The sequence below is a fragment of the Streptomyces sp. WMMC500 genome, assembly GCF_027497195.1.
Lineage (GTDB): Bacteria > Actinomycetota > Actinomycetes > Streptomycetales > Streptomycetaceae > Streptomyces.
In genome coordinates this window covers 2,839,548-2,866,373 of the sequence record NZ_CP114905.1, presented here as the reverse complement: position 1 = coordinate 2,866,373, position 26,826 = coordinate 2,839,548, and the positions used below count along the sequence as shown (strand labels likewise).

26 protein-coding genes are annotated in these 26,826 nt (G+C 75.8%); 7 read left to right on the top strand and 19 right to left on the bottom strand.

What is annotated here, in order from left to right; genetic code table 11:
- Nucleotides 1-43 precede the first annotated feature (43 nt).
- Together O7599_RS11765 and O7599_RS11760 are read left to right on the top strand one after the other, a co-directional pair.
- Nucleotides 44-2,125 carry an ATP-binding protein gene (locus tag O7599_RS11765; protein WP_281622095.1) on the top strand — a complete coding sequence of 694 codons (2,082 nt, stop codon included), beginning with the start codon at nt 44-46 and terminating at the stop codon, nt 2,123-2,125.
- Nucleotides 2,122-2,541, top strand: a complete 420-nt coding sequence (locus O7599_RS11760) for a roadblock/LC7 domain-containing protein (protein WP_281622094.1) — start codon at nt 2,122-2,124, stop codon at nt 2,539-2,541. The genes O7599_RS11765 and O7599_RS11760 overlap by 4 nt, the downstream gene beginning before the upstream one ends.
- 24 nt (nt 2,542-2,565) lie before the next feature.
- Here O7599_RS11760 and O7599_RS11755 read toward each other — a convergent pair whose 3' ends face one another.
- From O7599_RS11755 to O7599_RS11710, 10 genes are all read right to left on the bottom strand, one after another.
- On the bottom strand, nt 2,566-3,864 hold the full coding sequence (locus tag O7599_RS11755; protein WP_281622093.1) for a C40 family peptidase: 1,299 nt from the start codon (nt 3,862-3,864) through the stop codon (nt 2,566-2,568).
- A gap of 64 nt (nt 3,865-3,928) precedes the next feature.
- Nucleotides 3,929-4,210, bottom strand: a complete 282-nt coding sequence (locus tag O7599_RS11750; RefSeq protein ID WP_281622092.1) for a hypothetical protein — start codon at nt 4,208-4,210, stop codon at nt 3,929-3,931.
- Between the two features lie 5 nt (nt 4,211-4,215).
- Nucleotides 4,216-4,980, bottom strand: a complete 765-nt coding sequence (locus O7599_RS11745) for a TetR/AcrR family transcriptional regulator (protein ID WP_281622091.1) — start codon at nt 4,978-4,980, stop codon at nt 4,216-4,218.
- Between the two features lie 91 nt (nt 4,981-5,071).
- Nucleotides 5,072-6,001 carry a diiron oxygenase gene (locus O7599_RS11740; RefSeq protein WP_281622090.1) on the bottom strand — a complete coding sequence of 310 codons (930 nt, stop codon included), beginning with the start codon at nt 5,999-6,001 and terminating at the stop codon, nt 5,072-5,074.
- 141 nt (nt 6,002-6,142) lie between these two features.
- The gene (locus O7599_RS11735; protein ID WP_281623678.1) at nt 6,143-6,307 is read right to left on the bottom strand and encodes a hypothetical protein; all 165 of its coding nucleotides are present in this window, start codon (nt 6,305-6,307) and stop codon (nt 6,143-6,145) included.
- Nucleotides 6,308-6,399: 92 nt separating this feature from the next.
- The gene (locus tag O7599_RS11730) at nt 6,400-7,854 is read right to left on the bottom strand and encodes a penicillin-binding transpeptidase domain-containing protein (RefSeq protein WP_281622089.1); all 1,455 of its coding nucleotides are present in this window, start codon (nt 7,852-7,854) and stop codon (nt 6,400-6,402) included.
- Nucleotides 7,851-9,551 carry an FtsW/RodA/SpoVE family cell cycle protein gene (locus O7599_RS11725; RefSeq protein WP_281622088.1) on the bottom strand — a complete coding sequence of 567 codons (1,701 nt, stop codon included), beginning with the start codon at nt 9,549-9,551 and terminating at the stop codon, nt 7,851-7,853. The genes O7599_RS11730 and O7599_RS11725 overlap by 4 nt, the downstream gene beginning before the upstream one ends.
- A 103-nt stretch (nt 9,552-9,654) precedes the next feature.
- Nucleotides 9,655-10,359, bottom strand: coding sequence for a type 1 glutamine amidotransferase (locus O7599_RS11720; protein ID WP_281622087.1), 705 nt, complete (start codon nt 10,357-10,359; stop codon nt 9,655-9,657).
- 19 nt (nt 10,360-10,378) lie between these two features.
- On the bottom strand, nt 10,379-10,753 hold the full coding sequence (locus tag O7599_RS11715) for a DUF6191 domain-containing protein (protein ID WP_281622086.1): 375 nt from the start codon (nt 10,751-10,753) through the stop codon (nt 10,379-10,381).
- 83 nt (nt 10,754-10,836) lie between these two features.
- Nucleotides 10,837-11,814 carry an SDR family NAD(P)-dependent oxidoreductase gene (locus O7599_RS11710; RefSeq protein WP_281622085.1) on the bottom strand — a complete coding sequence of 326 codons (978 nt, stop codon included), beginning with the start codon at nt 11,812-11,814 and terminating at the stop codon, nt 10,837-10,839.
- Between the two features lie 127 nt (nt 11,815-11,941).
- Here O7599_RS11710 and O7599_RS11705 point away from each other — a divergent pair, with 127 nt between their 5' ends.
- Nucleotides 11,942-12,877, top strand: a complete 936-nt coding sequence (locus O7599_RS11705) for a LysR substrate-binding domain-containing protein (protein WP_281622084.1) — start codon at nt 11,942-11,944, stop codon at nt 12,875-12,877.
- Between the two features lie 4 nt (nt 12,878-12,881).
- Here the strand turns inward: O7599_RS11705 and O7599_RS11700 are convergent, their stop codons facing one another.
- Nucleotides 12,882-13,301 carry a helix-turn-helix domain-containing protein gene (locus tag O7599_RS11700; protein WP_281622083.1) on the bottom strand — a complete coding sequence of 140 codons (420 nt, stop codon included), beginning with the start codon at nt 13,299-13,301 and terminating at the stop codon, nt 12,882-12,884.
- Nucleotides 13,302-13,422: 121 nt separating this feature from the next.
- On the opposite strand from O7599_RS11700, the gene O7599_RS11695 reads away from it, so the two are divergent.
- Nucleotides 13,423-14,316 carry a zinc-binding dehydrogenase gene (locus O7599_RS11695; protein WP_281622082.1) on the top strand — a complete coding sequence of 298 codons (894 nt, stop codon included), beginning with the start codon at nt 13,423-13,425 and terminating at the stop codon, nt 14,314-14,316.
- 6 nt (nt 14,317-14,322) lie between these two features.
- On the opposite strand, the gene O7599_RS11690 is transcribed toward O7599_RS11695, so the two are convergent.
- Nucleotides 14,323-15,063 (bottom strand): VOC family protein, encoded by a 741-nt coding sequence (locus tag O7599_RS11690; RefSeq protein WP_281622081.1) that lies wholly within the window; start codon nt 15,061-15,063, stop codon nt 14,323-14,325.
- 73 nt (nt 15,064-15,136) lie between these two features.
- Here O7599_RS11690 and O7599_RS11685 point away from each other — a divergent pair, with 73 nt between their 5' ends.
- Nucleotides 15,137-15,430, top strand: coding sequence for a hypothetical protein (locus O7599_RS11685; RefSeq protein ID WP_281622080.1), 294 nt, complete (start codon nt 15,137-15,139; stop codon nt 15,428-15,430).
- 135 nt (nt 15,431-15,565) lie between these two features.
- Here O7599_RS11685 and O7599_RS11680 read toward each other — a convergent pair whose 3' ends face one another.
- Nucleotides 15,566-17,239: an MFS transporter gene (locus tag O7599_RS11680; protein ID WP_281622079.1), complete on the bottom strand. Its 1,674-nt coding sequence runs from the start codon at nt 17,237-17,239 to the stop codon at nt 15,566-15,568.
- Nucleotides 17,240-17,385: 146 nt separating this feature from the next.
- Nucleotides 17,386-18,237, bottom strand: coding sequence for a PhzF family phenazine biosynthesis isomerase (locus O7599_RS11675; protein WP_281622078.1), 852 nt, complete (start codon nt 18,235-18,237; stop codon nt 17,386-17,388).
- 167 nt (nt 18,238-18,404) lie between these two features.
- Here O7599_RS11675 and O7599_RS11670 point away from each other — a divergent pair, with 167 nt between their 5' ends.
- Nucleotides 18,405-19,307 carry an endonuclease/exonuclease/phosphatase family protein gene (locus O7599_RS11670; RefSeq protein ID WP_281622077.1) on the top strand — a complete coding sequence of 301 codons (903 nt, stop codon included), beginning with the start codon at nt 18,405-18,407 and terminating at the stop codon, nt 19,305-19,307.
- A gap of 80 nt (nt 19,308-19,387) precedes the next feature.
- Here the strand turns inward: O7599_RS11670 and O7599_RS11665 are convergent, their stop codons facing one another.
- Complete coding sequence (locus O7599_RS11665; protein WP_281622076.1) at nt 19,388-19,789, bottom strand: RNA-binding S4 domain-containing protein; 402 nt, start codon at nt 19,787-19,789, stop codon at nt 19,388-19,390.
- Nucleotides 19,790-19,853: 64 nt separating this feature from the next.
- Here O7599_RS11665 and O7599_RS11660 point away from each other — a divergent pair, with 64 nt between their 5' ends.
- Entirely contained in the window at nt 19,854-20,777 is a 924-nt protein-coding gene (locus tag O7599_RS11660) for an NADP-dependent oxidoreductase (protein WP_281622075.1), read from the top strand.
- Between the two features lie 165 nt (nt 20,778-20,942).
- On the opposite strand, the gene O7599_RS11655 is transcribed toward O7599_RS11660, so the two are convergent.
- The 4 genes from O7599_RS11655 to O7599_RS11640 all read right to left on the bottom strand — a co-directional run bounded on the left by O7599_RS11655 (nt 20,943) and on the right by O7599_RS11640 (nt 26,717).
- The gene (locus O7599_RS11655) at nt 20,943-23,408 is read right to left on the bottom strand and encodes a polysaccharide lyase 8 family protein (RefSeq protein WP_281622074.1); all 2,466 of its coding nucleotides are present in this window, start codon (nt 23,406-23,408) and stop codon (nt 20,943-20,945) included.
- A 112-nt stretch (nt 23,409-23,520) separates the two neighbouring features.
- Nucleotides 23,521-25,104 (bottom strand): sodium:solute symporter family protein, encoded by a 1,584-nt coding sequence (locus O7599_RS11650; RefSeq protein WP_281622073.1) that lies wholly within the window; start codon nt 25,102-25,104, stop codon nt 23,521-23,523.
- Between the two features lie 66 nt (nt 25,105-25,170).
- Nucleotides 25,171-25,791, bottom strand: a complete 621-nt coding sequence (locus O7599_RS11645; RefSeq protein WP_281623351.1) for an enolase C-terminal domain-like protein — start codon at nt 25,789-25,791, stop codon at nt 25,171-25,173.
- A complete protein-coding gene (locus O7599_RS11640; protein WP_281622072.1) occupies nt 25,791-26,717 on the bottom strand; it encodes a 5-dehydro-4-deoxyglucarate dehydratase in 927 nt (308 codons plus the stop codon). Before O7599_RS11640 ends, O7599_RS11645 begins: the two co-directional genes overlap by 1 nt.
- Nucleotides 26,718-26,826: the final 109 nt, after the last annotated feature.

Sequence of the window (26,826 nt, the reverse complement as noted above, 5' to 3'; positions counted from 1 at the left end):
GCAAGGACATGGCGCCGCCGGACAAAGAGTCGAAGGAGGGCGATTGCGGACCCCGGTGCAGCCGGATCGGCAGGAGGGCAGACACGCCGGCAGGGGCGCCCGGCGCCGCCGTGGCGCGCGCCCCGCGCCGCGCATGTCGCCGCGCGTCAGGGCGGCGTACCTCGTCGTCGGCGCCGCGGTGCTCGCGGCCGGGGCACCCGGCCTGGTCGGTGCGCTCCGCGCCGCCCGCGGGGCCGGCCCCGGGGGGCGGGCGCAGGCGGCGAGCGCGCTGCAACTGCAGGGCGCGCTGCTGGTGTTGTGCGCGGTGCTGGCCGTGGGAGTCGTCGTCTACGCGGCGCGCGGCGGGCGCGGCGCCGAGGGTGCCGACGGCTTCGGTACGGCGGACGGCGGCGCGTCGAGCGCGGTGGCCGAACTCGCCGCCGTACGCACGGAGCTGGCGGAGGCGCAGGAGAGCCATGTCGTCGAGCGCGACTCGCTGCTGCGCGAGCGGGCGGCGCTCGCCGAGCGCATCGGCGGGCTCCAGGCGAGCGTGCAGGGCACGTTCGTCGGGCTGGCGCGCCGCACGCTGGGGCTCGTCGAGCGCCAACTGTCCTTCATCGACGAACTGGAGGCACACGAGCAGGAACCCGGCACGCTGGAGACCCTGTTCCGGCTCGACCACCTCGCGGCCTGCATGCGCCGGCACAGCGAGAACCTGCTCGTGCTCGCCGGCGCCGACCACCGCGGGACGCGGCGCGCCCACGTCCCGCTGATCGACGTGCTGCGCGCGGCGGTCGGCGAGATCGAGTCGTACCGGCGGGTGGTGCTCTCGCGTGACGTGCCGCAGGTGCACGTCACGGGCTTCGCCTCCGGCGACGCGAGCCACCTGCTGGCGGAGCTGCTGGAGAACGCGACGGCGTGCTCGCCGCCGGAGTCCGAAGTGCTGCTGACCGGGCGGCTGCTGGGGACCGGCGACCTGCTGCTCGTCGTACGCGACGAGGGCATCGGCATCAGCCCGGCGAGCCGGGTCGACGACCTCAACGCCCGGCTCGCCGACGCCGACCCGGGGCCCGCGCCGCGGGAGGCGCTGGGGCTGGGGCTGTACGTGGTCGCGCGGCTGGCCGCGCGGCACGGGGTGGGCGTGGAACTGCGGCAGCGCGACGGCGGGCTGGACGCGGAGGTCCGGCTGCCGGCGCGGCTGCTGGTGGCGGAGCCCGGGGGCGGGGGGAACGAGGCCGCCGGCGCCGGCGTCGCGGGGGCCGGCAGTGCGGTCGCGGCGGCGGGTGCCGGCGGGGGCGCGGGTCCCGTCGCGCGGTCGCCCCGGGCGGGGGGAGCGGACGGCGGCGAACGGGGGAGCGGGGCCGGGGAGCGGGGCGCGGAGCCGGGTCCCGGAACGGGCCCGGGCGCGGACACCTCGGGCGTACGGCACGTGGGGGCGGCGGTGCCCGTACGGGTCGGGCCGCAGCGCTCCGCGCCGCCCGACGACGGCGGCGCGCGGCCGTCGCCACCGCCGTTCGCGTCGGCGCGGCCGGTGGTCGCACCGCGCCCCGGGGGATGGGTGCGCGCCGAGGCGGGGATGCTGCCGCGCCGGGAGCCCGGCGGAACGGTCGCCGGCGGCGCGGGGGCGGCGCGGCCCCGTACGGCGGGGGGCGTACCCGCGCCATCCGGCGGCGGGACCCGGGACGGTGCGGCGGTGCACGGTGCGGCGTCCGCGCACGCGACACCCGGTCACCCGGCCTTCGACCATCCGGTGCTGGACCATCCGGTGCTGGACGGTCATCCGGTATCGGGCCATCCGGCGTCCGACCACGCCGCCGCCGGCCGCGCGCCTATCCTCCATCCCGCGGCCGGTCACCCCGCGCTCGCCCCCGCCGCGACCGGCGGCCTGGCCGCCGTCGGCAGCCTGCCCCGCGCCCGCGCCGGCGCCGCCCAGCGCGGCACCGAGCCCGCCGGCGGTCCGTCCGCCGCCCGGGTGCCGGCCGTCGGCTCCGTGGCCGCCGTGCCCGCGCAGGCCCGGCCGGGGGTCGACGCGCGCGAGGTGCGGCGGTTGCTCGGCGGATTGCAGCAGGGGTCCCGGGACGGGCGGCGCGCCGCCGCCGCGGAGGCCGCGACATGGGAACCGACAGAGCAGGGAGCCAGCACGTGAACAGCACACAGGAACACCGGGACGCCCTCAGCAGCCTGCGCTGGATGCTCGACAACTTCACCGCGGAAGTCCCGGGCGTACGGTCCGTGGTCGTCGTCTCCGTCGACGGGCTCCCCCTCCTCGCCGCCCCGCCGCAGTCCGCGTCGGCCGGCGAGCAACTGGCCACCGTCGTCTCGGGCATCGGCGGGCTCACCAACGGGGCCGCGGACGTCATGGACGGCGGCAGGGTCAAGCAGACGATGGTGGCGATGGAGGACGGCTGCCTGGTGGTCATGCAGGCGGGGGACGGCTCGCTGCTCGGCGTCCTCACCGAGCCGGACTGCGACCTGAGCGTCGCCGCGTACCACATGGAGCTGTTCGTCGGGCGCGTCGGCCACGTCCTCACCCCGGGCCTGCGCGGCGAGCTGACCGGCTGAGCCGCGGTGGCCGGGCGCGGCGGCTCAGCCGGCGCGTACGGCGCCGCGCGCCGGCCGGATGGTGACGGGTACGACCCGTACCCGCTGGCCCGTGCGGGGCGCCTCCACCACCCGGCCGTGCCCCAGGTACAGCGCCACGTGCGAGGCGTCGCGGTGGTACACCACGATGTCCCCCGGCCGCATCCGGTCCCGCGGCACCCGGCGCAGCTCCCGCCACTGGCCCCGGGCGGTACGCGGGATGCGGATGCCCGCGTGCCGCCACGCCCGCTGCGTGAGCCCGGAGGAGTCGAAGGCGCCCGGCCCGCCGGCGCCCGCGCGGTACGGCTTGCCGACCTGGTCCAGCGCGTACGAGACGGCCCGCCGCCCGGCGCCCGACGGCTCCCGCTCCGCCGGCCCCCGCGCACCCGGCTCCCGGGCCCGCTCCGTATCGCCGGACGCACCGCCGGACGCACCGCCGGACGTGCCGTCGGGGGAGCCGCCGGAGGAGCCGCCGGCAGACCCCGGGCGCCTCCCGCCGGGCTTGCCGTCCTCCGCCGCGCCCGGGCCGCCGCCGTCCCCGTCGCCCGGCGCCATCAGCTCCCGCCGCTCCGCCTCCGCCCCCCGCACCTCCATGCGGTCCAGCGCCGCCCGCTTCGCCGGTGTCAGCTCCGCCAGCGCGTCCGCCACGTCGGCGAGCCGGTCGTCCACCCGGTCCCGGCGCCGCTTCCGCTCACCCGTCAGCTTCCGCTGCCGCGCCAGCGCCTCCCGCGACGAGCCCGTCAGCGCGTCGAGCCGCTTGGCGCCCGCCTCCAGCCGCTTCACGACGGCGGCCTGGTTGCCGATGGCGCGGCTGATGACCTGCTTCCGGTCGAGCGCGGTCTCCGTGTCGCGCGCGAGGAGGAGTTGCAGGTACGGGGCGAGCCCGGGACCCCGGTACTGCGCGCGGGCGAGCAGTCCGGCCCGGCGGCGCGCGGCGGCGAGTTCGGCGCGGGTGTCGGCGAGGTCGCCGGCGAGCCTGGCGGTCTCGGCGCGTACGTCCTTCAGGTCCTCGGCTGTCGCGTGGTACGCCTCGGTCGCGCGCTCCGCCTGTCCGTGGACGGCCTGGAGCCGGGCGAGCAACCCGCCGAGCGGGCCGTCGGCCGCCGGTTCCGCGGCGCCTGAGGCCACGTCAGGAGTGCCGGCGGACCCGGCGGTGCCCGGCATACCGGCGGGCTCGGCGGGGTCGGCGGAGTCGCCCGCGTCCGGGACGTCCGGCGCGGGCGCCGCGTCGGCGGGCAGGGCCAGCACCGCGGCGAGGAGGACGGCGGACGCGGCGGTGAGGGCGGAGCGGGGGGTGCGCGGCATGTACGCAAGGCTTCCCCCGCGGTCGCGCGTTCCCGTCGGCACTGGGCGAAACCGCGTAACACCGTCACCCGTGAGGATTGACGCCCCGTCTGCGGGACCACGGCCACCTGTGCCGCTCCGGCACCCCTTCCGGGTCGTACGTGTACACCCACCCCCGCGGGAGCTTCAGCCGCGGGCTGAGGTCCGCCGGCTCCAGCCGGTAGACGTGCACCGTGGGCGGGCCGCCCGCGGGGTCGGGGACCGGCACCTCGTACACCTTCGGCGGCCGGCCCGTCGCGCCGACGTGCACGGCGAGCCTGCGGCCGTCCAGCGGGCCGCCGACGAAGGCGGTGTCCTCCGTGCGCACGGCGGTCAGCCCTCGCCGAGCAGGTGGGCGGCGTCGGGCAGGAACGGCGTGATGCGGCGGACGAGGTCGCCCGCCGGCCCGTCCGCCGTCTCCAGGTGCAGCGCCCGCCGCAGCACGCGGCCGCACTCCTCGTCGCCCGCGGCCGTGGCGACCAGCAGCGCGATGAAGTGGTCCACGAGCCAGCCGCGCAGCTCGGGCAGCGGCGGCCGCTTGCCCTCGTCCAGCCAGATCAGCGAGGCGCCCTCGACGGCCGTGATCCACGTGCGGATCATGGTCAGCAGCCGGTGGCCGGGCGCGGGCACCTGGAGGTGCAGCAGGATCTGCTCGGCGGCGGAGCGGCGGACCTCGTCCACGATGGCGGTGGTGCGGCTGGTCTGGACGACGCTGCCGCCCTGCAGCAGCGCCTTGAAGCCGGCGTCGTGCTCGTCGACGAACCCGAGGTAGCTGTCCAGCGCGCGGGTGAGGCGCAGGGTGAGCGGGCCCCGCTGGGGCTGGCGGAAGCACAGCTCCAGCTCGTCGGCCGCGCTGCGCAGGGCCGCCTCGTAGAGCTGCTGCTTGCCACCCGGGAAGTAGCGGTAGACCAGCGGCCGGGAGACCTTCGCGGCGGCGGCGACGTCGTCCAGCGAGACGTCCTCCGGGGCGCGGTGGGCGAAGAGGCCGAGCGCGGCGGCGAGCAACTGGCTGCGGCGCTGGGAGACGCTCAGCCTGCGGTACGCGACCGCCGGCCGGGGCGCGGCGGCGCGTGCTCCCCGGTCGGACGCGCTGCTCATGTCAGGCAGCGTAACTCCCCGGACCGACACCGGCGGCCCCGGGCCGTCCGGCTCCCGTACGACCTGCGCGTACCTCCGCGGCCGCACCCGCTCAGGCCAGCAGGCCCGAGCTGCGCCAGAGCCTGCGCCCGACGCCCCGCAGCACGCCGATGTCGTCGAGGAAGTCGGTCAGCCGCTTCGCGCCCGTCTGCATCACCTCGCGCCGGTGCGGGCTGGCCTTCACCTGCGCCAGCGCCTCCGCCCGGTCCAGGCCCGCGTCCGTGTACACCTGCGGGTTGACGAACGAGACGGAGAACACCCGCGCCGCCTCGCCGGAGGTGATCCGGGTGAAGTTCCGCTCCCAGCGCGGCGCGGTGAGCATCTGCCGGCGCAGCTCCTCGCGCGCGTACCGGACGTGCCGCGCCTCCTCCACGACGTGGATCCGGGTCACGCCGCGCACCAGCGTCTGGACCCGCTCGTCGGGGAAGACCAGCCGCTGCATCCAGTCGAGGATCTCCTCGCCGAGGAGGGTCGCGGTGAAGGAACCGGGGGTGGTGGAGACGGTCTTGAGGACGCGCGCGAGGTTGTGGTGCAACCGGGAGACCGGGTACGGCTCCGCCCCGCCCTTGGTGATCATCCGGGCGAACATCATCGAGTGCCGGCACTCGTCGGCTATCTCGGTGAGGGCGTACCGCACGTGGTTGCTCGTGACCGGCTTGTCGTAGATGTGCCGGACGAGCAACTGCATGAGGATGATCTCGAACCAGATGCCCAGCGAGGCCAGCGACGCCGACTCCAGCCGGGCCAGCCGGTGCCGCTGCTCCTCAGGCATCCGCCGCCACAGGGGGGTGTCGTAGAGGGAGACCAGCTCGGGCGGCCAGAACCACTTGCCGTCTTCGAAGGGGGCGTCCCAGTCCAGCTCCTTGTCCGGGTCGAAGGAGTGTTTCTCGGACGCCGCCAGGAGCCGTTCCGCGACCTTCTCGCGGTCCTTGAGCGGGCCGAGGGCGTCCGTCAGCGCGAGGTGCCCCGTCGTCGTGGTCATCGCGTCTCCTGGGAGGGTTACCGGCGGTCACCTCTTATGAGACAACTTGTCAGCAAGCCCGTCAATGGCCCGGACGCGTTCGGTCGGCGCGTGGCCGCGTGGCCGCGTGGGCAAGGGTGGGCAACTGGAGGGCGGCGGGCGTCACTCGACGGTGACGATGCACGTGACCCGGCCGTGGGAGCGCTCGGCCTGCCGCTCGCACTCCTCCCGGTCGGCGTCGCTGCTGGAGGCCAGGAGCCAGAAGACGGCTCCGCCGACGACCAGGAAGAACAGGCCGATGAGGATGCCGATCAGGATGTCCTTCACGCGCGCCATCGTAGAAGCGCGTCCGGGGAGCGGTCCCGGCCTTCGGCCACCGGCCTGCCCGCGGGCGGAAGACGCCACGCCGCGCGCCCACTTCAGCGCAGCGCCGCCCGCATCACCCGGCGCGCGACCGGGGCCGCGCTGCCGCCGCCGCTGATGTCCGCGCGGTCCGCCTCCGCGTCCTCCACGACCACCGCCACCGCCACGCCCGGCAGGGCGGTCCCCGGCTTCTGCGCCCAGGAGATGAACCAGGCGTACGGCTTCTCGGAGTTGTCCACCCCGTGCTGCGCCGTGCCCGTCTTGCCGCCGACCGTCAGCCCGTCGACCGCCGCGAGCCCTCCGGTGCCGTCGCTGACCGCGTCGATCATCATCTGGCGCAGCAGCGCCGCCGTCCCCGGGTTCATCGCCGTCGCCTCGTACACCGGCCGCGTCCGCGCCACCGTCTCGCCTCTGGCGTCCGCGAGCCGGTCCACCAGGTACGGGCGCATCGACCGGCCGCCGTTGGCGATCGTCGCCGCGACCCGCGCCATCTGCAGCGGCGTCGCCCGGGTGTCGTACTGCCCGATGGCCGACAGCGCGACCTGCGCCGCGTCCATCCGCGTGGTGACGTGGCTCGGCAGCACGGGGGAGGGGATCGCGGGGCCGCCGTCGTTGAAGCCGAACGCCTCCGCGGTCTCCACGATCCGCTCGGTGCCGACCGTCGCGCCCAGCTTCGCGAACACCGTGTTGCAGGACTCCGCGAACGCCTCCCGCAGGGGCGCGTCGGCGCAGCCTCTCGCCTCGTTGCGCAGCAGGGTGGTGCTGCCGATGAGGCGGTACGGGCTCGGGGTGCGGGTCGGCGCGTCGATGTCGGTGACGATGCCGGATTCCAGCGCCGCCACCGCCGTGATCACCTTGAACGTGGAGCCGGGCGGGTACGTCTGCCGGATCGCCCGGTTGAGGAGCGGCTGGGCGGGGTCGGCGGTGAGGCGGTCCCAGGCGAGCGTGGTGGCGGCGGAGTTGCCGGAGAGGAGCGCGGGGTCGTAGCCGGGGCTGCTGACGAGGGCGAGGACGCGGCCCGTGGCGGGTTCGAGGGCGACGACGGCGCCCCTGCGGCCGCGCAGCCCGCGGAACGCGGCCTTCTGCACGGCCGGTACGACGGTGGTGTGCACCTGGCCGCCGGGCTGGCGGCTGCGGGTGAGGTCGCCCCAGAGCGGCAGCGGGGCGAGCCGGCCGTCGGTGCCGGCGAGGACGCCGTCCTCGGCGTCTTCGAGGAGGGTGGCGCCGTAGAGCTGGGAGGCGAATCCGGTGACGGGGGCGTAGAGGCGGCCGTTTCGGTACGAGCGCTCGTAGCGCAGGCCCTGGCGGGTGTCGGCGGAGCCGGTGAGGCGGCGGCCGGCGGCGTAGATGTCGCCGCGGGGCTGGGCGTAGCGCTCCAGGGCGTCGCGGCGGTTGGCGGGGTTGGCGTTGTACTCGGGGGCGCTGAGCACCTGGACGCGGGCGGCGCCGAGGAGGAGGCCGAGGAAGAGCAGGAGGCTGGCGGCGGCGGCGATGCGGGTGTTGCGGATCACGGGGTGCCGCCCGCGGGGTGCGTCTCGTCGGCGGTGGGGAAGACGGCGGGTGCGCCGGCGGGTTCGGGGCCGGGTGCGGGGCGGGGTCCGGGCCGCGCCGCCGCGGGATCCGGGGCCGGGCGGGGCTCCTCGCGTGGCGTACGGGCCTCGTCGCTGAGCCGCGCGAGCAGCGCGGCGGCGGGTTCGGGGCGGGGCTCCTCGCGTGGCGTACGGGCCTCGTCCCTGAGCCGCACGAGCAGCGCGGCGGCGGGTTCGGGGCCGGGCGCGGGCCCGGGGCGGGGCCCGGGCCTCGCCGCCGCGGCATCCGGGGCGGCGCGGGGCTCCTCCCGCGGCGTACGGGCCTCGTCGCTGAGCCGTACGAGCAGCGCGACGATCACCCAGTTCGTCACCACGGAGGAACCGCCCTGCGCCAGGAACGGCGTCACCATCCCGGTCAGCGGGATCAGCCCCAGCACCCCGCCCGCGATCACCACCACCTGCAGCGTGATGATCGCCGCCAGGCCCGCGGCGAGCAGCGCGCCGAACGGCTCGCCGATGGCGATCGCGGTGCGGTAGCCGCGGGCCACGAGGAGGGCGTAGAGCAGGAACAGCGCGGTCAGGCCCGCGATCCCCAGCTCCTCGCCCGCGGTGGCCAGGATGAAGTCCGACTTGCCGGCGAAGCCGATGAGCAGCGAGTGCCCCTGCCCGAGCCCCGCGCCCAGCACCCCGCCGGCCGCGAACGCGAACAGCGACTGCGCCAACTGCCCCGGCCCGTGCCCCTCCTCGATGGCGCGGAACGGCGACAGCCAGTCCTCCACCCGCGTGTGCACGTGCGGCTCCAGCGCCCCGACCGCCGCCGCCCCCGCCGCGGCCAGCAGCAGCCCGACGGCCAGCCAGCCGGCCCGCCCCGTGGCCACGTAGAGCATGGCCACGAACAGGCTGAAGAACAGCAGCGAGGCGCCGATGTCCCGCTCCAGGATCAGCAGCACCAGGCTGATGCCCCAGACCGCGACGATCGGCCCGAGCACGCGCCACGGCGGCAGCAGCAGACGGCGGATGCGCGGGCCGCTGGTGAAGGTCAGCGCGTGGCGGTTGGCGGCCAGGTAGGAGGCGAAGAAGACGGCGAGCAGCACCTTCGCGAACTCGCTTGGCTGGAGGGAGAGACCGCCGATCCGGATCCAGATCCGGGCGCCGTTGACGGCGGGGAAGAGGATCGGCGCGGCCATCAGGCACAGGGCGGTGAACGCGTACTTCGCGGCGCGGGGGCGCAGGTCGCGGTGGTCGCGCAGGAAGACGAGGACGGCGGCGAAGAGGGCCACGCCGACGGTGGACCAGAGGAGTTGGGTGGGTGCGGCGCGGTCGCCGGGGGTGTCCTGGTCAAGGCGGTGGATGAGGACCAGGCCGAGGCCGTTGAGCAGCAGCGCCACGGGCAGCAGCACGGGGTCGGCGCAGGGGGCGCGGAAGCGGACGACGAGGTGGGCCAGCAGGGCGAGCCCGGCGAGGCCGCCGAGGTGGGTGGTCAGGCCGGCGGGCGGCGCGCCGGAGGTGGCGTAGCCGACGGCGGCGTAGCCGTAGGCGATGACGGCGACGGCGCAGGCCAGGAGGGCGAGTTCGGCGCCGCGGCGGCGGGGGCGGGGCACGGGGGGCGGCGGCGTGGCCAGCCGCCGGGCACGGCCCGGCGGGCGGAGTGCCTCGGCCGGGTCGGTGGCGGTGGTCATGCGGGCAACGTAGCAAGGGATGGCCGTTTTGCCGGGTATGCGCGGGAAGGGGTGGGTCGCGGTCCGCCCGGCCCGCGGGTGGGGTGGGCCGGGCCGGCGGCGGTCAGCCTTCGGCGCGTACGGCCCGCGCGAAGCGGTGGGCCACCTGGCCCCAGACCACCGCCGACTCCTGCTCGTCGCGGTCCGCCTCGGCGCGCACCCGGGCCGGGTCGAAGCCGCGGGCGCGGATGGACTCGTCGCTCCACGCGCGTACGCGGTCGGCGCCGGCCTCCGGGTGGAACTGCACGCCCCACGCCCGGTCGCCGCAGCGGAACGCCTGGTGCGGGCAGCGCTCGCTCTCCGCCAGCCACACCGCGCCCGGCGGCAGCGCGGTGATGGCGTCGACGTGCCGCTGGACGGCGGTCACGCGCCGCGGCAGCCCGGTGAAGAGCGGGTCGTCCGCCGCCTCCGGGCGCAGCGTCAGCGGCGTGCTGCCCAGCTCCGGTGCGCCGTGCGAGGCGGTGACCCGGCCGCCGGCGACGTGGGCGAGGAGCTGCCCGCCCTGGCAGATCCCGAAGACCGGGACGTCCCGCGCCAGCGCCTCGGCGACCAGCTCGCGCACGGCCGCCAGCCACGGCATCGCCGCGTCGTCGTCGGGCATGGGCCCGCCGCCGAGCGGCAGGATCGCGGCGTGGTCGAGGCGGCGGGGGAGGGGCGCGCCGGCGTAGGCGTGGACGACGTCGAGGGCGACGCCCTTCTGCTCCAGCCACGCGCCGAAGCGGCGGGGGCCGCCGCCGCGGCCGTTCTGCACCACGAGAACCTTCGTCATGCGGGCGATTCTCGGTCAGCTACGGGCGCGGGGTGACGCCGGGGGTGGGGGTGGCCTGCGCCGGGACGGCGTGGCCGGGCGGGATCGCGTCGGCGGGCTCGGCGTCGGCGGGTACGGCGTCCGCGGGCTCGGCGTCCTCGGGTACGGCGTCCTCGGGTACGGCGTCGGCGGGTGGCGCGTCGTTGCGTACGGCATCGGACGGCACCGCGTCCTCCGGCTCCCCGGCCGGCTTCGCCGGCTCCCCGAGGGCGATGACGACCTTGCCCGACGTGAGGTCTATCGGCCCGCGGTGCGGATCACCCGTGCCGACGTCGTCCACCACCAGCTCCATCCGCTCCCGCGCCCGCCGGGCGTGGGCATGGCTGGGCGCGAACAGCTCCGCAACGATGTTCATCCCCGCGCCTCCCGCGACTCGGCTCCCTACCTAACGCCGGGCCCCGCAGAACCGTTCCCGCCCCCCGGCTCCGCCCGCGCGCATCAGCCCGTCAGCCAGCCGCCCGACGCGTCCACGTCCGTACCCACGACCGGTGCCGCGGCGGACGAGCCCAGCCACATCATCACCGCGGCCATCTCCTCGGCCCGTACGATGCGCCGGATCGGGTAGTCGCGCGCGATCTCCTCGTACGTGACGCCGAACGCCTCCGCCGCCCGCCGCAGCATCGGGGTGTCCACCGCCCCCGGTGCGAACGCCGTCACGCGCACGCCCTCCGCCGCGTACTCCAGCGCCGCCACCTTGGTCAGCGACGCCACCGCGTGCTTGCTGGCGTTGTACGGGGCGATGGTCGCGAAGCCGACCTCGGCGGAGATCGACGCGGTGTTCACGACGACCCCGCCGCCCTGCGCGAGCATCTGCGGGATCTCGTACTTCATGCAGAGGAAGGTCCCGGCGGCGTTGGTGCGCCACACGTCCTCCACGTCCGCGAGCGTCTGCTCGTGCAGGCGCGCGGCGCGCGGGCTCTCGACGCCCGCGTTGTTGTACGCGACGTCGATACGCCCGTACCGCCGCACGCAACCGCGCACGAAGGCCCGCACCTGGTCCTCGTGGCGCACGTCGGCGCGCATGTACGTCGCCTCCCCGCCCGCGCCGCGGATCTCCGCCTCGACCTCGCGGCCGAGGCGGGCCCGGCGCCCGCAGAAGAAGACCCTGGCGCCGCGGCCGGCCAGCGCGCGGGCGGCGGCGGCGCCCATGCCGGAGGTGGCGCCGGTGACGAGCACCACCTTGCCGTCGAACTCGTCGTCCGCGGCGGCCCTTCCGCCGTCGGCGGCCGGGGACGCGGCCCGCGCGGTCCCGGTCGTGACGGCCCCGGCGGCGAGCCCCGCGGCCAGGCCGGCGGTGCCGGTCCGGAGCAGGGCGCGTCTGGACGCGGGCCGGTCGGCGGGCCGATCGGACGTGGGCCGGCCGGACGTGGGGCGGTCCTCGGCGGGCCGGACGGCTTCGGTCTCGGGTGCGGTCATGGTCGGCTCCTCTCCGCGGCGCGGGCGGGGCCGCGTGGCCCGGCCGTGCCGGCGCGTGTTCCGGTCGGGACCACCGAAACACCGGAGTTCCGGGGCGGTCCAATGCCTGCACCCATACGCTTCGGGCATGGACGGGCAGCCGGTGAGCGAGGGCGCGGCGGCGGACGTGGACACCCGCGTGCTGCGCTACTTCCTCGCCGTGGCCGAGCAGTTGAGCTTCACGGCCGCCGCGCGCGAGCTGTACGTCACCCAGCCCTCGCTGAGCCGGCAGATCCGCCGGCTGGAGGCGGACCTGGGCGCCGACCTGTTCGCACGCACCGGGCGCGAGGTGCGGTTGACAGCGGCCGGCGAGGCGCTGGTGCCGGCGGCGCGGCGGCTCACCGCCGACTGGGCGCGGGCGGTACGCGAGGTCCGTACGACCGCGGCGGCGGAGCGCAACGTGCTCCGGCTCGGCTTCGTGGCCACCGGCGCGGGTCCGCTGGGCCTGCGGGTGCGGGCGGCCTTCGCCGCGCGGCGGCCCGAAGCGGTGCTGGAGCTGACCCGGTTCGACTGGGGCGGGGAGGCCGAGGGACTGCGCCGGGGCCTGGCCGACGTGGCGTTCCTGTGGCTGCCCGCCGACCTGACGGGGCTGCACGCGCGTACGGTCGCGACCGAACGGCGCTGGGTCGCGCTCCCGCGCAGACACCCGCTGGCGGACCGGCCGGACGTGGGCATCGCGGATCTGGGCGGCGAACGCCTGATGTGGACCCGCAGGGCGCCCAGGGAGTGGGTCGACTGGTGGGCGGTCAACCCCCGTCCGGACGGCTCGGAGCCGCTGTGGGGGCCGGAGAACGACAACGTCGAGGAGATGCTGGAGCACGTGGCGGCGGGCGGGGCGGTGTGTCTCGCCGCGGAGTCGATGGCCACGTACTACACGCACCCGGAGCTGGTCTGGCGGCCGGTGCGCGACATCGAGCCGCTGCGGATCGCGGTGGCGTGGCCGCGGGAGCGGACGAGCCCGCCGGTGGCGGACTTCCTGGCGGCGGTACGGGAGTGCGTGCGCGATCCGGAGGCGTACGCGTGAGCGCTCAGCCCGCGCGGGCCCCCTCCGCCGCCTGGGCCTCGTAGCGTTCGCGGGCGGCGTGCACCTCCTCGATGTGCTCCTCCGCCCAGTCCTTCACGGCGGTGAGGAGCCCGGCGAGGCTGCGGCCGAGGTCCGTCAGCTCGTAGTCGACGCGGACGGGGACGGAGGGGGTGACGGCACGGGTGAGGATGCCGTCCCGCTCCAGCGTGCGCAGGGTCTGGGTGAGCATCTTCGGGCTCACGCCGGCGATCTTCCGGCGCAGGTCGCTGTAGCGCCGCGGGCCGCCGGACAGGGCGGCGACGACGAGGCTGACCCACTTGTCGCTGAGGCGGCCGAGGAGCTGGTTGGTGGGGCAGTCCCGCAGATACGCGTCGTACGCGAAGCGCGCCTGCTCGCGCCGCTGGGCCGCCGTCGTGGTCGCCATGGCTCTCCTCCGGGTGGCCTAGGCACTCTCAGGTAACTACTTACCAGAAGATATCAACTCTTCCTAGGGTCGCAGCAGCGGAACGGATACCCGTACCGAGACCGATCAGGGAGAACTGACCATGCGTGCTGCAGTGGTGACGGAGTTCGGCGGCCCCGAGGCCGTGACGATCGCCGACGCGGAGGTGCCCGAGCCGGGCGCGGGGCAGGTGCGGATCAAGGTCGACGCGGCGGCCCTCAACCCCGTGGACGGCGGGACGCGCGCCGGCGTCTTCGGCGCCGCGGCGGGCGGCCCGTACACGGGGCTCGGCTGGGACGCCGCGGGGACGGTGGACGCGGCGGGCGCGGGCGCGGGCTTCGCCGCGGGCGACGCGGTCGTGGCGCTGGTGCACGGGGTGGCGAAGCCGCTGGGCTCGCACGCCGAGTACGTGGTGGTGGACGCCGCCGCGGTGGCCCCGGCGCCGACGACGGTGGACGCCGTGCACGCCGCCACGCTGCCGCTCAACGCCCTCGCCGCCGACCAGGCACTGGGCCTGCTGGACCCGGCGCCGGGTTCCTCGCTGCTGGTCACGGGCGCCGCGGGGGCGCTGGGGGCGTACGCGGTCCAGCTCGCCGTCGACCGCGGCGTCTCGGTGACGGGGCTGGCCCGGGAGTCCGACGAGGAGCTGGTCCGCTCCCTCGGCGCGGCGTTCACGACCGCCCCGGCCCCGGCCGGCCACGACGCCGTGCTCGACGCGGCGGTGCTCGGCGGCGCGCAGACCCTGCGCTGGACCCGCGACGGCGGCGCACTGGCCGCGGTCATCCCGCACACGGCCCCGGCCCCGGTCCGCGCCATCCGCACGGCCGCCCTCGACGTACGCGCCGACGGCCCCCGGCTGGCGGAGCTGACCCGGCTCGTCGACGCCGGCACCCTGACGCTCCGGGTCGCCGAGACGTACGCCCTGACCGACGCGCCGAAGGCCCACGCCCGCCTGGCGGAGGGCGGGATACGGGGGCGGCTGGTACTGGTGCCGTAGGGCGGGTTACGGGAGGGCGAGGACGCAGAACTCGTGGTCCTCCGGGTCGGTCAGGCAGGTCCACGGGACGTCGCCCTGGCCGACGTCGAGGTCGCCGGCGCCCAGGGTGCGGAGCCGGGCGACCTCCGCCTCCTTGTCGTCGCCGGGGTAGGGCAGCAGGTCGAGGTGGACGCGGTCCGGGACGGTCTTCCGGCCGGGGACGCGGAGGAACTCCAGGTACGGGCCGGTGTCCGCGGCCGAGCGCAGCACCGCCCGTTCGCCGGTCACCTCCCGGAGCGTCCAGTCCGTTGCCTCGCCCCAGAACCGGGCCATGGCACGCGGGTCCGCGCAGTCGACCACCACCGCGGCGATCGGCCCGGTGTCCCGGTAGACGTCCCTCGGCTCCAGCACGCAGAACTCGTTCCCCTCCGGGTCGGCGAGGACCGTCCACGGCACCTCGCCCTGGCCCACGTCGGCGGGGGCCGCGCCGAGCGACCGGAGGCGGGCGACCAGTTCCGTCCGGTGTGCCGCGGAGGTGGTGGCGAGGTCGAGGTGCACGCGGTTCTTCGTCGCCGTCTTGGGTTCCGGGACGGGGACGACGTCGATGGCGACGGCGACCGGGTGCGGCCAGACGAGGTCGCCGTCGGGGGCGGCGTAGGTGGTCGCGCCGGGTGCGTGGGCGCGCCAGCCGAGCGCTTCCGCCCAGAACCGGCCGACCGCCGCGTGGTCGAGCGCCTTGACGTTCACCTGGACGGGTCGCAGAGCCATGCGGCGATCCTACGTAGCCGTGTCGCGCGTCGGCGCTCGCTTCTTAAAATCGAACACACGTATGATAGCGAGGGTGAGTGACTACGAGTTTCCGGAGGAGTTGCTGCGGGCGAAGCGGGAGTGGTTCGCCGTCGCGCAGCGGTTGGAGGAGTTCCCGCTGCGCCCGTACACGGACGGCGCGGGCGTTGAGCACCGGGCGAACAGCGGGTGGACGCCCGAGCTGGACCGGCAGGAGACGGTGCTGCGGAAGAGGTTCCGCGAGCTGTCCATCGAGATATCCATCCACCCGTTCTGGGAGACGCTGAACGGGGGTACGGTCGCGGCGCGGATGGCGCTGCGCGAGGCGGCCCGCCGGTCGGGCCGCTGACGTGTGAGCGGCCCGACCGGGGCCGACGGCCGGGCGGCGGGCCCGGCGCGGACAGCGGTCCGGGGTGGGCGGGAAGACCGCCCACCCCCGGGGGTGGTTCGCGTGGTTCGCGTGGTTGCGTGCGCGGGGCCGGGGTCAGGCGCGTACCGGCTCCGAAGCGGGCGACTCGTCGCCGTCCGCCTCGGCGCCCTCGGCGCCCTCGGCGAACTTGGCGGCCGTGTCGGCCGTGTCAGCCGTGTCTGCCTCCGTGGCCTCGGCGGCGTCCGCAGCCGCCGGCTCCGGCGGCGCCGTGCCCGTCGGCGGGACGTGGTTCAGGAGGCGTACGGCCAGGACCGCCACCCCCGCGAGCAGCACCGCCGCGATCACCGCCGCCACGTGCATCCCGCTCACGTACGCCTCCCGCGCCGGCGCCAGCAGCGCCTCCGCCGTCCGGGCCGGCAGGTCCGCCGCCGCGGTGGCCGCGCCGGTGATGCCCTCGCGGGCGGCGTCCGCCGCCGGGCCCGGGGTGCCGGCCGGGATCGTGTCCTCGATCTGCCCGCGGTAGACGATCGTGCCGATGCTGCCCAGGGTCGCGATGCCCAGCGCGTAGCCGAACTCGCCGCTGGTCTCGTTCATCGCCGCCGCCGAGCCCGCCTTCTCCGGCGGCGCGGAGCTGACGACCAGGTCGGTGCCGAGCGTCACCAGCGGCCCCGCCCCCAGGTTGATGAGCGCGAACCCCGTGACGACGTACGGCAGTCCGCCGGACACGTCGGCCGCGACGAGCAGCAGCAGGCCGACGACCGAGACGCTGAGCCCGCCGCCGATCAGCCGCGCCGGGCGGACGAAGCGCGCCGCGAGGGGGGCGAGGCCGAAGCTGATCCCGGAGGCCACCACCGCGGGCAGCATCCACAGGCCCGCCTTCAGCGGCGTGAGCCCCTGCACCATCTGCAGGTACTGCGTGATGAACAGCATCAGCGCGCCCATCAGGAACGTGCCGGCGAACATCCCGCCGAGCGCGGTGCAGAAGGCCCGGTTGCGGAACAGCTTCAGGTCCATCAGCGGGTGCTCCAGCCGCTGCTGCCGCTGTACGAAGACCGTGCCGAACGCCCCGCCCGCCGCGAGCGCGGCCAGCGGCACCGGCGCCCAGCCGTCCTTCGCCAGTTCCTTCAGCGCGTAGACCAGCGGCAGCACCGCCGCCAGCGACAGCGCCACGCTCGCCAGATCCAGTCGGCCCGCCTTGGTGTCGCGGTACTCGGGCAGCACGATCGGGCCCAGGACGAGCAGCAGCACCATCGCGGGCACCCCGAGCAGGAACGCCGAGCCCCACCAGAAGTGCTCCAGCATCGCCCCGCCGACCAGCGGGCCGATCGCCGCACCGCCCATGAAGCACATGAACCAGACGCCGATGGCCGCCGACCGCTGCCGGGGGTCCTTGAACATGGTGGTGATGAGCGCCAGCGTCGACGGCGCCAGCGTCGCCCCGGCGATGCCGAGCAGCGCGCGGGAGGCGATCAGCATCTCCGGTCCTGTGGAGTACGCGGCGACCACCGACGCGACGCTGAACGCCGCCGCGCCGGTGAGCAGCAGGCGGCGGCGGCCGATGCGGTCGCCGAGAGTGCCCATCGTGACGAGGAAGCCGGAGAGCATGAACCCGTAGATGTCCATGATCCAGAGCTGCTCGGAGCTGTTCGCGCCGAGGTCGGCGCTGAGGTGGGGCAGAGCGAGCAGCAGGACGAAGACGTCGATGGAGATCAGCAGGACGGGCAGCGCGAGCACCGCGAGCCCGATCCACTCCCGCCGCCCTGCCCGTGTCGCGATGTCGGTGGCCATGGGGTGTGCTCCTTGTCGGATGACAACCGTCCGGCGCCCCCTGCGGGCGCCTCTCACCCGTGCGTCGAGCGGGCGGGACGGATTTCGACATCGGAGCGGAGGAAATCCCGAATGTGGCGTGGATCACATCCGGGCCGCGCGGAGGCTCAGAGGCGGACCGCCGCGCCCGTGACGTGGACCCGGGGGTCGCCCGCGCGCAGCTCGACCTCCAGGAGCGAGGGGCTGCCCATGTCGTGCCCCTGGTGGAGGGCGAGCCGGGCCGGCTCGCCGGCGAGGCCGAGTTCGCGGGCGTACGCGCCGAAGGCCGCCGCCGCCGCGCCGGTGGCCGCGTCCTCCACGACGCCGCCGACCGGGAACGGGTCGCGGACGTGGAAGACGGCCGGGGACTCGCGCCAGACGAGCTGGACGGTGGTGAGGTCCAGCCTCTCCATCAGGGCGCGCAGCCGGCCGAAGTCGTAGTCGAGGTCGGCGAGGCGCGCGCGGGTGGCGGCGGCGAGGACGAGGTGGTGCGCGCCGGCGAAGGCGATGCGCGGGGGCAGGGCGGGGTCCAGCTCGGCGGCGGACCAGCGCAGCGCGGCCAGCGCCTCGGCGACGTCGGCGTCCGCGGCCTCCCGGACGTGCGGCTCCACGCTGCTGAGCGTCGCCTTCAGCACGCCGTCGGCCTCGGTGACCGCCACCGGGACCCGGCCGGGCCGGGTGTGCAGCGCGAAGTCGCCGGCGCCCAGCCGCTCGGCGAGCGCGACGGCGGTCGCGACGGTCGCGTGCCCGCAGAAGGGGACCTCGGCGGCGGGGCTGAAGTACCGGGCCGTGAACGACCGCCCGGGGCCCGCCTCGTCCGCCGGGCCCGGGGTGAGGAAGGCGGTCTCGGAGTAGCCCACCTCGGCCGCGATGGCGGCCATCCGCTCGTCGGAGAGGCCGGCGGCGTCGAGGACGACGCCGGCCCGGTTGCCGCCGGCGGGGTCGGTGGCGAAGGCGGTGTAACGCAGCACGTCGGTCATGGGGGGTGAACCTCCCGGGCGCGGCGGCTGTTCCCGCCGGTGTGCGGTGGCCGGCCCGTACCCGGGTGATCTCCAGTTCGTGTCACTGACGTGCGCGCGTCACTTCCCCCTCACCTCACCGCCTGAGACTCTCCCCACGTCGCACCCCCCGAACGGAGAGGTGACCCATGCCCGAGTTCCCCCTCAGCCGCCGCCGCGCCCTCGGCACCGCGGCTGCCGCCGCCCTCGCCCCGAGTGTCGTCGGGCTGTCCGAGGCGCGGGCCGACGGCCCCGCGCGCCGGGGCGGCGGCGAGGACGAACTGCACGTCATGAGCTTCAACCTCCGCTACGCCTCCGCCACCCCGCCGAACTCCTGGCCCGAGCGCCGCCCCGTCACCCGGGCGCTGCTGCGCGCCGAGGAGCCGCACCTGGTCGGCACCCAGGAGGGGCTGTACCCGCAACTGCTCGACATCGCGGCCGACCTCGGCCGCCACCACGCCTGGATCGGCACCGGCCGGCAGGGCGGCAGCAAGGACGAGTTCATGGCGGTGTTCTACGACATCCGCCGGCTGGCCCCGGTCGCGTTCGACCACTACTGGCTCTCCGACGAGCCGTACCTCATCGGCTCCAACACCTGGGGCAACGCCGTCCTGCGCATGGTCACCTGGGTGCGCTTCCGCGACCTGGCCACGGGCGGCGAGTTCTACCACGTCAACACCCACCTCGACCACGTCAACCAGCAGGCCCGCGAACGCTCCGCGGACCTCATCACCAGCCGCTTCGCGGAGTTCGACGCCGCGCTGCCGCGGGTCGTCACCGGCGACTTCAACGTCCCCGCGCACGCCAACCCCGTCTACGACGCGATGCTCGCGGGCGGCGGCCTGGAGGACACCTGGGACGCGGCCGAGCGGCGCAGCGACGCGTACGCCACGTTCCACGGGTACCGGCCGCTGGTGCCGGACGGCGACCGGATCGACTGGATCCTCGTCACGCCCGGGGTGCGCACGCGGTACGCCAAGATCAACACGTACGAGCGCGGCGGCCAGTTCCCGAGCGACCACCTGCCGGTGCAGGCCTTCCTGCAGTTCTGACGGGTACGGCGCCGGTGGCCGTGGGGCCGCCGGCGCGCGTCCGGCCGCGCGGGGGGTCGGCCCCCGCGTCCCGGCCGGGCTCAGCCCGCGTCCCCGCCCCGGCTCTCCGCCCTGGCGCGCAGGCGCTCCAGCTCGCGCCGATCCCGCTTCGTCGGCCGGCCCGTACCGCGGTCGCGGCGGGCGACCGGGGCGGCCATCTCGCGCGGCGGCGGAGGCGGGCTGTGGTCGGCGTAGCACTCGACGGCCACCGGCGCGCCCACCCGCTTGCGCAGCAGCCGCTTGACGACGACGACCCGCTCCCGCCCGGCCAGCCGCACCCGCACCTCGTCGCCGACCCGCAGCGCCTGGGCCGGCTTCACGCGGTCGCCGTTGACGCGGACGTGCCCCGCCTTGCAGGCGCTCGCCGCCGCGGAGCGGGTCTTGGTGAGCCGTACGGACCAGATCCAACTGTCGACCCGTACGGTCCCGTCCTCTCCAGCCATGTCTCCGACTCTACGGGCCCGCGCGGAGGAATAATCCCCTCGGACCGGACCTTCGGAGGAGATCATGAAGGCAATCGTCACGAACGAGTACGGCGGACCCGAGAACCTGCGACTGGACGAGGTGCCCAAGCCCAAGGTCGGCCCCGACCAGGTGCTGGTCCGGGTGAAGGCGGCCGGGGTCAACCCCGTGGACTGGAAGGTCGCGAAGGGCTGGCTCGACCCCATGATGTACGTCCGTTTCCCGCTCATCCCGGGCTGGGACGCGGCCGGGGTGGTCGAGGAGCTGGGCGCGGACACCCCGGAGTTCGCCGTGGGCGACGAGGTGCTGGGGTACGTGCGGCGGGACGAGGTCGGGCAGGGGACGTACGCGGAGTACGTCGCCGCACCCGTACGGACCCTGACCCACAAGCCCGCCGAGCTGAGCTGGCAGCAGGCCGCGGCGCTCCCGCTGGCCGGCCTCACTGCGCTGCGCTCGCTGGACCGCGTGGGCCTCGGAGACGGCGAGACGGTGCTCGTCCACGGCGGCTCGGGCGGGGTCGGCTCGCTCGGCGTGCAGCTCGCGGCCGTCCGCGGGGCGCGCGTGATCGCCACCGCGAGCGAGCGCAACCACGACTTCCTGCGCTCGCTGGGCGCCGAGCCCGTGACGTACGGCGAGGGCCTCGCCGACCGGGTGCGGGAGCTGGCGCCGGCCGGGGTGGACGCGGCGGTGGACTTCGCGGGCGGCGGGGCGGTGCACGTCTCGCGCGAGGTGCTGAAGGACGCGACGCGGTCGGCGTCGATCGCGGACGGCGACGTGAAGAAGCTGGGCGGGCAGGTGGTCTGGGTCCGCCCGGACGCCGAGGGCCTGGCGCACCTGGCGGGGCTCGTGGCGGCGGGGAGGCTGACGGTGCACGTGGACGCGGCGCTGCCGCTGGCGGAGGCGGCGGAGGCGTTCCGGCGCAGCGAGTCGGGCCGCACCCGCGGAAAGCTGGTCCTGGACGTGCCGTAGCGCCCGGGCGGGGCGGCGCCGCCCCGCCCGACGCCGCGGCGACAGCAAGTGACCGCCCCAGGGCGACAGTTCAGCGCGCATCCGCGCAGAGGGAACGGTCCCCTGCGGCGCGGCATACCCGACGCCGCGGGTGCCGGGTGCGTGGCCCGTCGGCCGCCCCGCGGGTCAGCGCAGCTCCGCGCGGTGGGTGGCGCCGCGGGAGCCCGCCACCCGGACCGTCACCCGGCCGCGGCGGCCCGGGGTCACCGTCACCGTCGGGTCCGCGCTCGTCACCGCGCGGATCCGCAGCGGGAGTTCGAGGCGGACCTCCGTCGCCGCGTGGCCCGGGTCGGAGACCGCCAGGGAGACGGCGTCGCCGTGGCGGCGCAGCAGGACCGTGGCCGGGCCGTCGCTGCGGATGCCCGCCGCCGTGGCCGCCGTCCAGAAGTGCGCCGCCGTCAGGCCCAGCCGGTGCACTTCCACCGCCTGCGCCGCCGCGTCGTTGGCCGCCACGCGCACCCGGCCGCGCGCCGCCCACGCCGCGGTCGCCGCCCGGCTCGCCGTGGGCAGCAGCGCGTACGCGTAGCGCGCGCCCGCGGGCGACGTGCCGTGGTCCAGCCAGAGCGTCAGGTAGCGGCGGGTGTACGGGGTGGTGGAACCGCCCGTGTCGGCGCCCGTGTTGATGTCCCGCCACGCGCCCGTACGTTCCTCCCGCAGCGTCCGCAGGACCGTCCCGCCGCCGGCCCCCGGGCCCGCGTCCAGGAAGACGTACCCGCCGACCCCCTCCAGGTGCGCCCACCGCGCCCGCCCGAAGTCCCGTTCCCCGTCAGTCCCGGCCGGCTGCCGCCGCCCGTTCACGACGAACGCCGGTTCCCCGTCGCCGCCCAGGCCGCGGTTCTCGACCGTCGTCTCGATCACCCGGCCGTCGTCGGCCGTGATGTCCGCGCCCAGCGCGACCACCGCGTCGTCGAGGAAGAACCACGACTTCCGCGCCCGCAGCGAACTCCCGTCCGCCCGCAGCTCGAAGGCCGCCGCCCCGTACCGTCCGTGCAGCACCGCGCCGCCCGAGACCTCGTTCGCCGGGCGGAACTCCGTCCAGACCGACCCCAGGTCGGCGCGCGGGCGCGTGTCGACCGTCGTGCCGGGCAGCCGGTAGGCGTTCACCGTGGGCCAGAAGGCGTCGCCGAACTGCCCGTGGTCGCCGGGGAGGTAGAGGTAGCCCATGCCGTCGCCGGTGTACCAGCCGCGGGCGTTCTCGCCGTTGCCCGCCTCGTACGCCGCGACGCGCCTCGACGACAGCGACAGCGCGTACGTCCAGCCGGGCCGCCGGTGCACCACGCGCTCCATGGCGGCGAAGCAGTGGTGACCGGTGAGTGGCGGCGCGGCGGGCACCGCGGGGTCGGCGAGCACGGCCTTCGCGCGCTGGACGTGCGGGAGGCCGACGAGCGAGAGGTACGGGTACGCCGTCTGCCGTGCGATCCAGCCTTTCGCCGCCGCGTGCCAGCGCGCGGCCTGCGCGGCGGGCGCGGCCTCCGCCAACTGCAGGATGTACGAGACGGCGAGCGCGCCGTCGACGTGGTCGGGCGCCCGCTCGCGGGAGATCGCCCGGCCGCGTACCGCGTCCATCATCAGCCCGTCGGTGATGACCGGCGCGAAGGACCGCTCGACGGCGTCGAAGAGCACCGTCCTCGCGGGGTCGGTGACCGCCCACGCCGAGCCGGCGAGCAGCGCCGTCAACTGGCCGGCGGCGGCGAGGAGCACCGCGCCGTACGTGCCCGTGTAGGCGACGGAGCCGTGCTGGACGAAGGAGCCGTCGCGGTAGAAGCCGTCGCCGGAGGTCACGTACTGGAAGAGGCTGTTGCGCCCGCCGTCGCGCACGTCGGACAGGCCGTCGCGGGCGAGCGCGGTCTTCTCGGGGCTGCGGCCCAGCAGCCCGCGCAGCGCGACGATGACGCACTTGTCGGCGCGGTTTGCCCCCGTCTCGGAGAGCGCGGGGGAGTTGGTGCGGCGGTCGGGGTCGGGGACGAAGCGGTCGACGGTGGCGAGGTACGCGGCGAGGTCGGCGGCGGGCAGCGCGGCGCGCAGCAGGACGCAGCAGTCGAGCAGGGCGCGCGGGGCGCCGATCTCCCAGAACCACCAGTTGCCGGTCTCGGTACGGCCGGGGTGGTACGCCTCGGCGTGCAGGAAGCGCAGCGCGTCGAGGAGGGCGGCGGCGACGTCGGCGCGGCCGGTGAAGGAGGTGCCGGGCGCGGTCCACGCGGTGGCGAGGGTGCGCAGCCGGGGGTAGCACTGGCCGAAGTTGCCGGCGTCGGCGACGGGGGCGAGGTCGGGCCAGAGCGCGGTGCGGCCGGCCGACCGGTCGAGGGTGTCCCACCAGCGGCGGGCCTCGGCGTCGAGGTCGGCGAGCGCGGCGGCGAAGTCGGGGTCCGCGGGGTCGTAGCCGTCGCCGGCGAGCATGCGGGCGGCGCGCGCGAGCAGGGCTTCCTCGTCGGCGGGCGCGGCGGCGGACGGCAGGTGGGGCGCGACGGCGCCGGGCGTCGCGGCGTGCGCGGTGCTCATGGCGTAGGCGGCGGGCCCCGGGACGAGGAGCGTCCCGGCGCTCGCGGCGAGCAGGGTGCGGCGGGAGTGCAACAGCGGGCGGACCGGGCGCATTCGGCTCCCTCGGCTCGTACGGATGCGTACGTACTCGCCTGCATGAAAGCGCTTGCCCCCCCGGTCGGCAACCCCCGCCGCGCACACGGGGGTTGCCGGCCCGGGGTACCGCTCAGCGCGAGCCGATGTCCGCCGGCGCCTCCGGCGGCTGCGTGTCCTTCGCCGCCGCCGCGCCGTGGTCCGCGCCGGGCTCCGCGCCGGCCACCGCGGCCTTCGCGGCGCCGTCGTCCGGGTCCGAGCCCAGCGAGTCGATCAGCGCGTCCTGCTCCGCCCCGCCCTCGGGCCGCAGCAGCCCGATGCCCACGTACAGCACCAGCGACGTCAGCAGCGGCAGCCCCACGAGCGCCGCCTGCGTGGTGCCGTCCAGCACCCAGTGCAGCACCGTCCACAGCCCCAGGCCGCCGGCCCACGACACGATCGCCGCCGTCGGCCCGCAGCGCCGGAACCACGGCAGCATGCCCAGCATCAGCGGGATCGAGATCGGCCCCATCGTCGCCGCGACGAGGTCCACGACCACGTCGAGCACGAAGCCCTCACCGCCGGTCGCGATCGCCAGGATCATGCTCACCGACACGAACGCCACGGTCGTCACCCGGGCGAACGTCAACTGCGCCCCGTCGGTCAACTGCCGCACCCGCGGCACCAGCACGGGCGCCATGTCCCGGGTGATGACCGCCGAGATCACGTTGGAGTCCGACGCCACCATCGCCATCGTGTGGCAGAAGAACCCGGCCAGCACCAGCCCCGTCAGACCGGCCGGCATCAGCTCCTTCGACAGCTCGATGTACGACTCCTCGCTGTTCTCCAGGCCCGGCACGATCAGCGGGGCCGCGAACATCGGCAGGAACAGGACGAACGGCCACACCAGCCACAGCCCGCTGGACAGCAGCGCCGAGCGCTTCGCCGCGGAGCCGGACGGCGCGGCCATGTAGCGCTGCGCCAGGTTCCACATGCCGCCGTTGTACTCGAAGGTCTTGACCAGCAGGAACGCCAGCACCAGCGTCGTCGTCACCGGCCCGGTGACGGGGTCGTGGTGGCTGTCGGGCAGGTCGTCCCACATCGTCCACAGCGTGTCGAGGCCGCCGAGCTCCGCCAGGACGGCCACGAACATCACGATGCCCGCGAGCAGTTGGATGAGGAACTGGCTGAAGTCCGTGAGCACGTCCGCCCACAGCCCGCCGACCGCCATGTACGCCATCGTGGCCACGCCGGTGAAGAGGATGCCCCACTCCAGCGGCACGTCAGCGAAGCCCTGGAGCAGCACCGAGATCGCCACCCACTTGGCCGCGATGTCGACGACCTTCAGCAGCGCGCCGCTGTACGCCAGCACCTGCTGGGTCGGCAGGTTGTAGCGCTTCGCGAGGTACTCCAGCGGCGAGGCCACGTCGTGCTTCGCGCGCAGCCGCGCCCAGCGGGGCGCGAACAGGAACGCGCCGACGCCGATGCCCAGGCCGATGGTCAGCGCCCACCAGACGTACACCGTCAGCCCGTGGTCGTAGGCGACGGCGGCGAACGCGACGAACATCACCGCGCTGTAGCCGGACATGTGGTGCGAGATGCCGGACAGCCACCACGGTATGCGGCCGCCGGTGGTGAAGAAGTCCTTCACCGTGTGGATGCGGTTCTTCGACCACCAGCCGATGCCTACCATCACGCAGAAGTAGGCACCGACCATGATCCAGTCAGCGATGGCCATAGCGGCTCCTGCACATGTCGGAGTTGGGGGACGTGGGGGGTGGTGCTCGTGCTGCGTGCCGTGCGCTCACCAACGGGCCCGCGCGGGGGCGAAGCCGGGCCGGAAGCGGCGCATGTACGCGGTGTCGTCGCGGCGGCGGACGCCGCACCTCTCGTACTGCTCGTGCAGCACGGCCAGCGCGTCGCGGTCCAGCTCGACGCCCAGGCCGGGCCCCGGCGGCAGGGGTACGGCGCCGTCGGTGAAGGTGAGGGCCCCGGGGCGGATCACGTCCCGGCCCTCCGGCCCCTGCTGCCAGGGGGTGTGCGTGTCGCAGGAGTGGTCCAGGTTGGGAGTGGCGGCGGCCAGGTGCGTCATCGCGGCGAGGGCCCGTACGGCCTCGATCTCCTGGTCCGGCGGGAAGACCCCGCCCTTGAGCTTCAGCGAGCGGAAGCCGTACTCCCCGACCGGCAGCCGCGCGTTGCTGCCGGCGCCCTGGCCGGGGTCGGCGCCGGTCAGGGCGCGGGCGGCGGCGCGCAGCCGGTCGAGGTGGGAGGCGTCGCCGTAGCTCTCGCCGAGGCCGCTGAGGCCGTCGTCGGTGACGACCTCGACGACGCTGCGCAGGGCCCACGGCTCGTGCACGCCCGCGGCGTTGAGCAGCGGCGGGTCGCGGAAGGCGACGGGGGTGACGGTGATCTCGCGTATCCGCATCATCGGGTCCCGGCGATCTCCAGGCCGGCGGAGACGATCAGCTCCAGCTCGGCGAGATGCTTGGGGTGCGGGTCGACCAGCGGTGGCCGGACGCCGCCCAGGTCCGGGCCGCGCAGCCGGGCGCCGGCCTTGATCAGCGACACCGCGTAGCCGGGTACCTCGTTGCGCAACTGGACGAGGGGGACGTAGAAGCCGCTCAGCAGCCGGTGCACGCGCTCGTCGTCGCCCTCGGCCCGCGCGCGGTGGAAGGCGAGGGCCACCTCGGGGACGAAGCAGAAGACGGCGGAGGAGTACAGCCGGGCGCCCACGGCCGCGTACGCCGCGGCCGAGACCTCGGCGGTGGGCAGGCCGTTGAAGAAGGTGAAGTCCTTGGCGGGGCCCTCCCGGCCGTCGGTCGCGGCGCGGACGGCGGGGATGATGCGCTGCATCAGCTCGATGTCGCCGAGCCCGTCCTTGAAGCCGGTGACCGTGGGGATCCGGGCCAGCTCCGCGGCGCCCGCGGGGGTGAAGCGGGCGTTGTCGCGCTGGTAGACGACGAGCGGCAGGGCGGTCGCGGCGGCGACCTCGCGCACGTACGCGACGAGCCCGGCCTCCGGCGCGGCCACCAGGTACGGCGGCATGAGCAGCACCGCGTCGGCGCCGGCCTCGGCGGCGGCGCGGGCGCACGCGACGGCGTGCGGCAGCGGTCCGCCGGCGCCGGCGAAGACCGGCACCCGGCCGGCCGCGGCCGCCACGGCGGTACGGACCACGCGCCGGTGCTCGGCGCCGTCGAGCGCGTGGAACTCGCCGGTGCCGCAGGCGGCGAACACCGCGCCCGCGCCCCGCGCGACACCGTCGGCGACGTGGCGGGCGAGCGCGTCCTCGTGCACCGCGCCGGCGGCGTCGAAGGGGGTGAGGGGGAAGAACAGGAGGCCGTCGAGCCGCACCGGAACCTCGATTCATCTATCTGAACGAAAGATATGAATCTGAATTGGTGCCGGAAACGTAGAGGGGGGTGCGACGGCCGTCAAGGGGGTGCGCGCCGTTTCGGACCGC

Coding starts and splice junctions, on each gene's coding strand:
- O7599_RS11670 (WP_281622077.1), top strand. CDS start 18,405: ATGCCCGAGTTCCCCCTCAGCCGCCGCCGCGCCCTCGGCACCGCGGCT.
- O7599_RS11715 (WP_281622086.1), bottom strand. CDS start 10,753: ATGAACATCGTTGCGGAGCTGTTCGCGCCCAGCCATGCCCACGCCCGG.
- O7599_RS11745 (WP_281622091.1), bottom strand. CDS start 4,980: ATGAGCAGCGCGTCCGACCGGGGAGCACGCGCCGCCGCGCCCCGGCCG.
- O7599_RS11680 (WP_281622079.1), bottom strand. CDS start 17,239: ATGGCCACCGACATCGCGACACGGGCAGGGCGGCGGGAGTGGATCGGG.
- O7599_RS11690 (WP_281622081.1), bottom strand. CDS start 15,063: ATGGCTCTGCGACCCGTCCAGGTGAACGTCAAGGCGCTCGACCACGCG.
- O7599_RS11695 (WP_281622082.1), top strand. CDS start 13,423: ATGCGTGCTGCAGTGGTGACGGAGTTCGGCGGCCCCGAGGCCGTGACG.
- O7599_RS11660 (WP_281622075.1), top strand. CDS start 19,854: ATGAAGGCAATCGTCACGAACGAGTACGGCGGACCCGAGAACCTGCGA.
- O7599_RS11705 (WP_281622084.1), top strand. CDS start 11,942: ATGGACGGGCAGCCGGTGAGCGAGGGCGCGGCGGCGGACGTGGACACC.
- O7599_RS11755 (WP_281622093.1), bottom strand. CDS start 3,864: ATGCCGCGCACCCCCCGCTCCGCCCTCACCGCCGCGTCCGCCGTCCTC.
- O7599_RS11710 (WP_281622085.1), bottom strand. CDS start 11,814: ATGACCGCACCCGAGACCGAAGCCGTCCGGCCCGCCGAGGACCGCCCC.
- O7599_RS11700 (WP_281622083.1), bottom strand. CDS start 13,301: ATGGCGACCACGACGGCGGCCCAGCGGCGCGAGCAGGCGCGCTTCGCG.
- O7599_RS11675 (WP_281622078.1), bottom strand. CDS start 18,237: ATGACCGACGTGCTGCGTTACACCGCCTTCGCCACCGACCCCGCCGGC.
- O7599_RS11720 (WP_281622087.1), bottom strand. CDS start 10,359: ATGACGAAGGTTCTCGTGGTGCAGAACGGCCGCGGCGGCGGCCCCCGC.
- O7599_RS11655 (WP_281622074.1), bottom strand. CDS start 23,408: ATGCGCCCGGTCCGCCCGCTGTTGCACTCCCGCCGCACCCTGCTCGCC.
- O7599_RS11725 (WP_281622088.1), bottom strand. CDS start 9,551: ATGACCACCGCCACCGACCCGGCCGAGGCACTCCGCCCGCCGGGCCGT.
- O7599_RS11740 (WP_281622090.1), bottom strand. CDS start 6,001: ATGACCACGACGACGGGGCACCTCGCGCTGACGGACGCCCTCGGCCCG.
- O7599_RS11650 (WP_281622073.1), bottom strand. CDS start 25,104: ATGGCCATCGCTGACTGGATCATGGTCGGTGCCTACTTCTGCGTGATG.
- O7599_RS11665 (WP_281622076.1), bottom strand. CDS start 19,789: ATGGCTGGAGAGGACGGGACCGTACGGGTCGACAGTTGGATCTGGTCC.
- O7599_RS11645 (WP_281623351.1), bottom strand. CDS start 25,791: ATGCGGATACGCGAGATCACCGTCACCCCCGTCGCCTTCCGCGACCCG.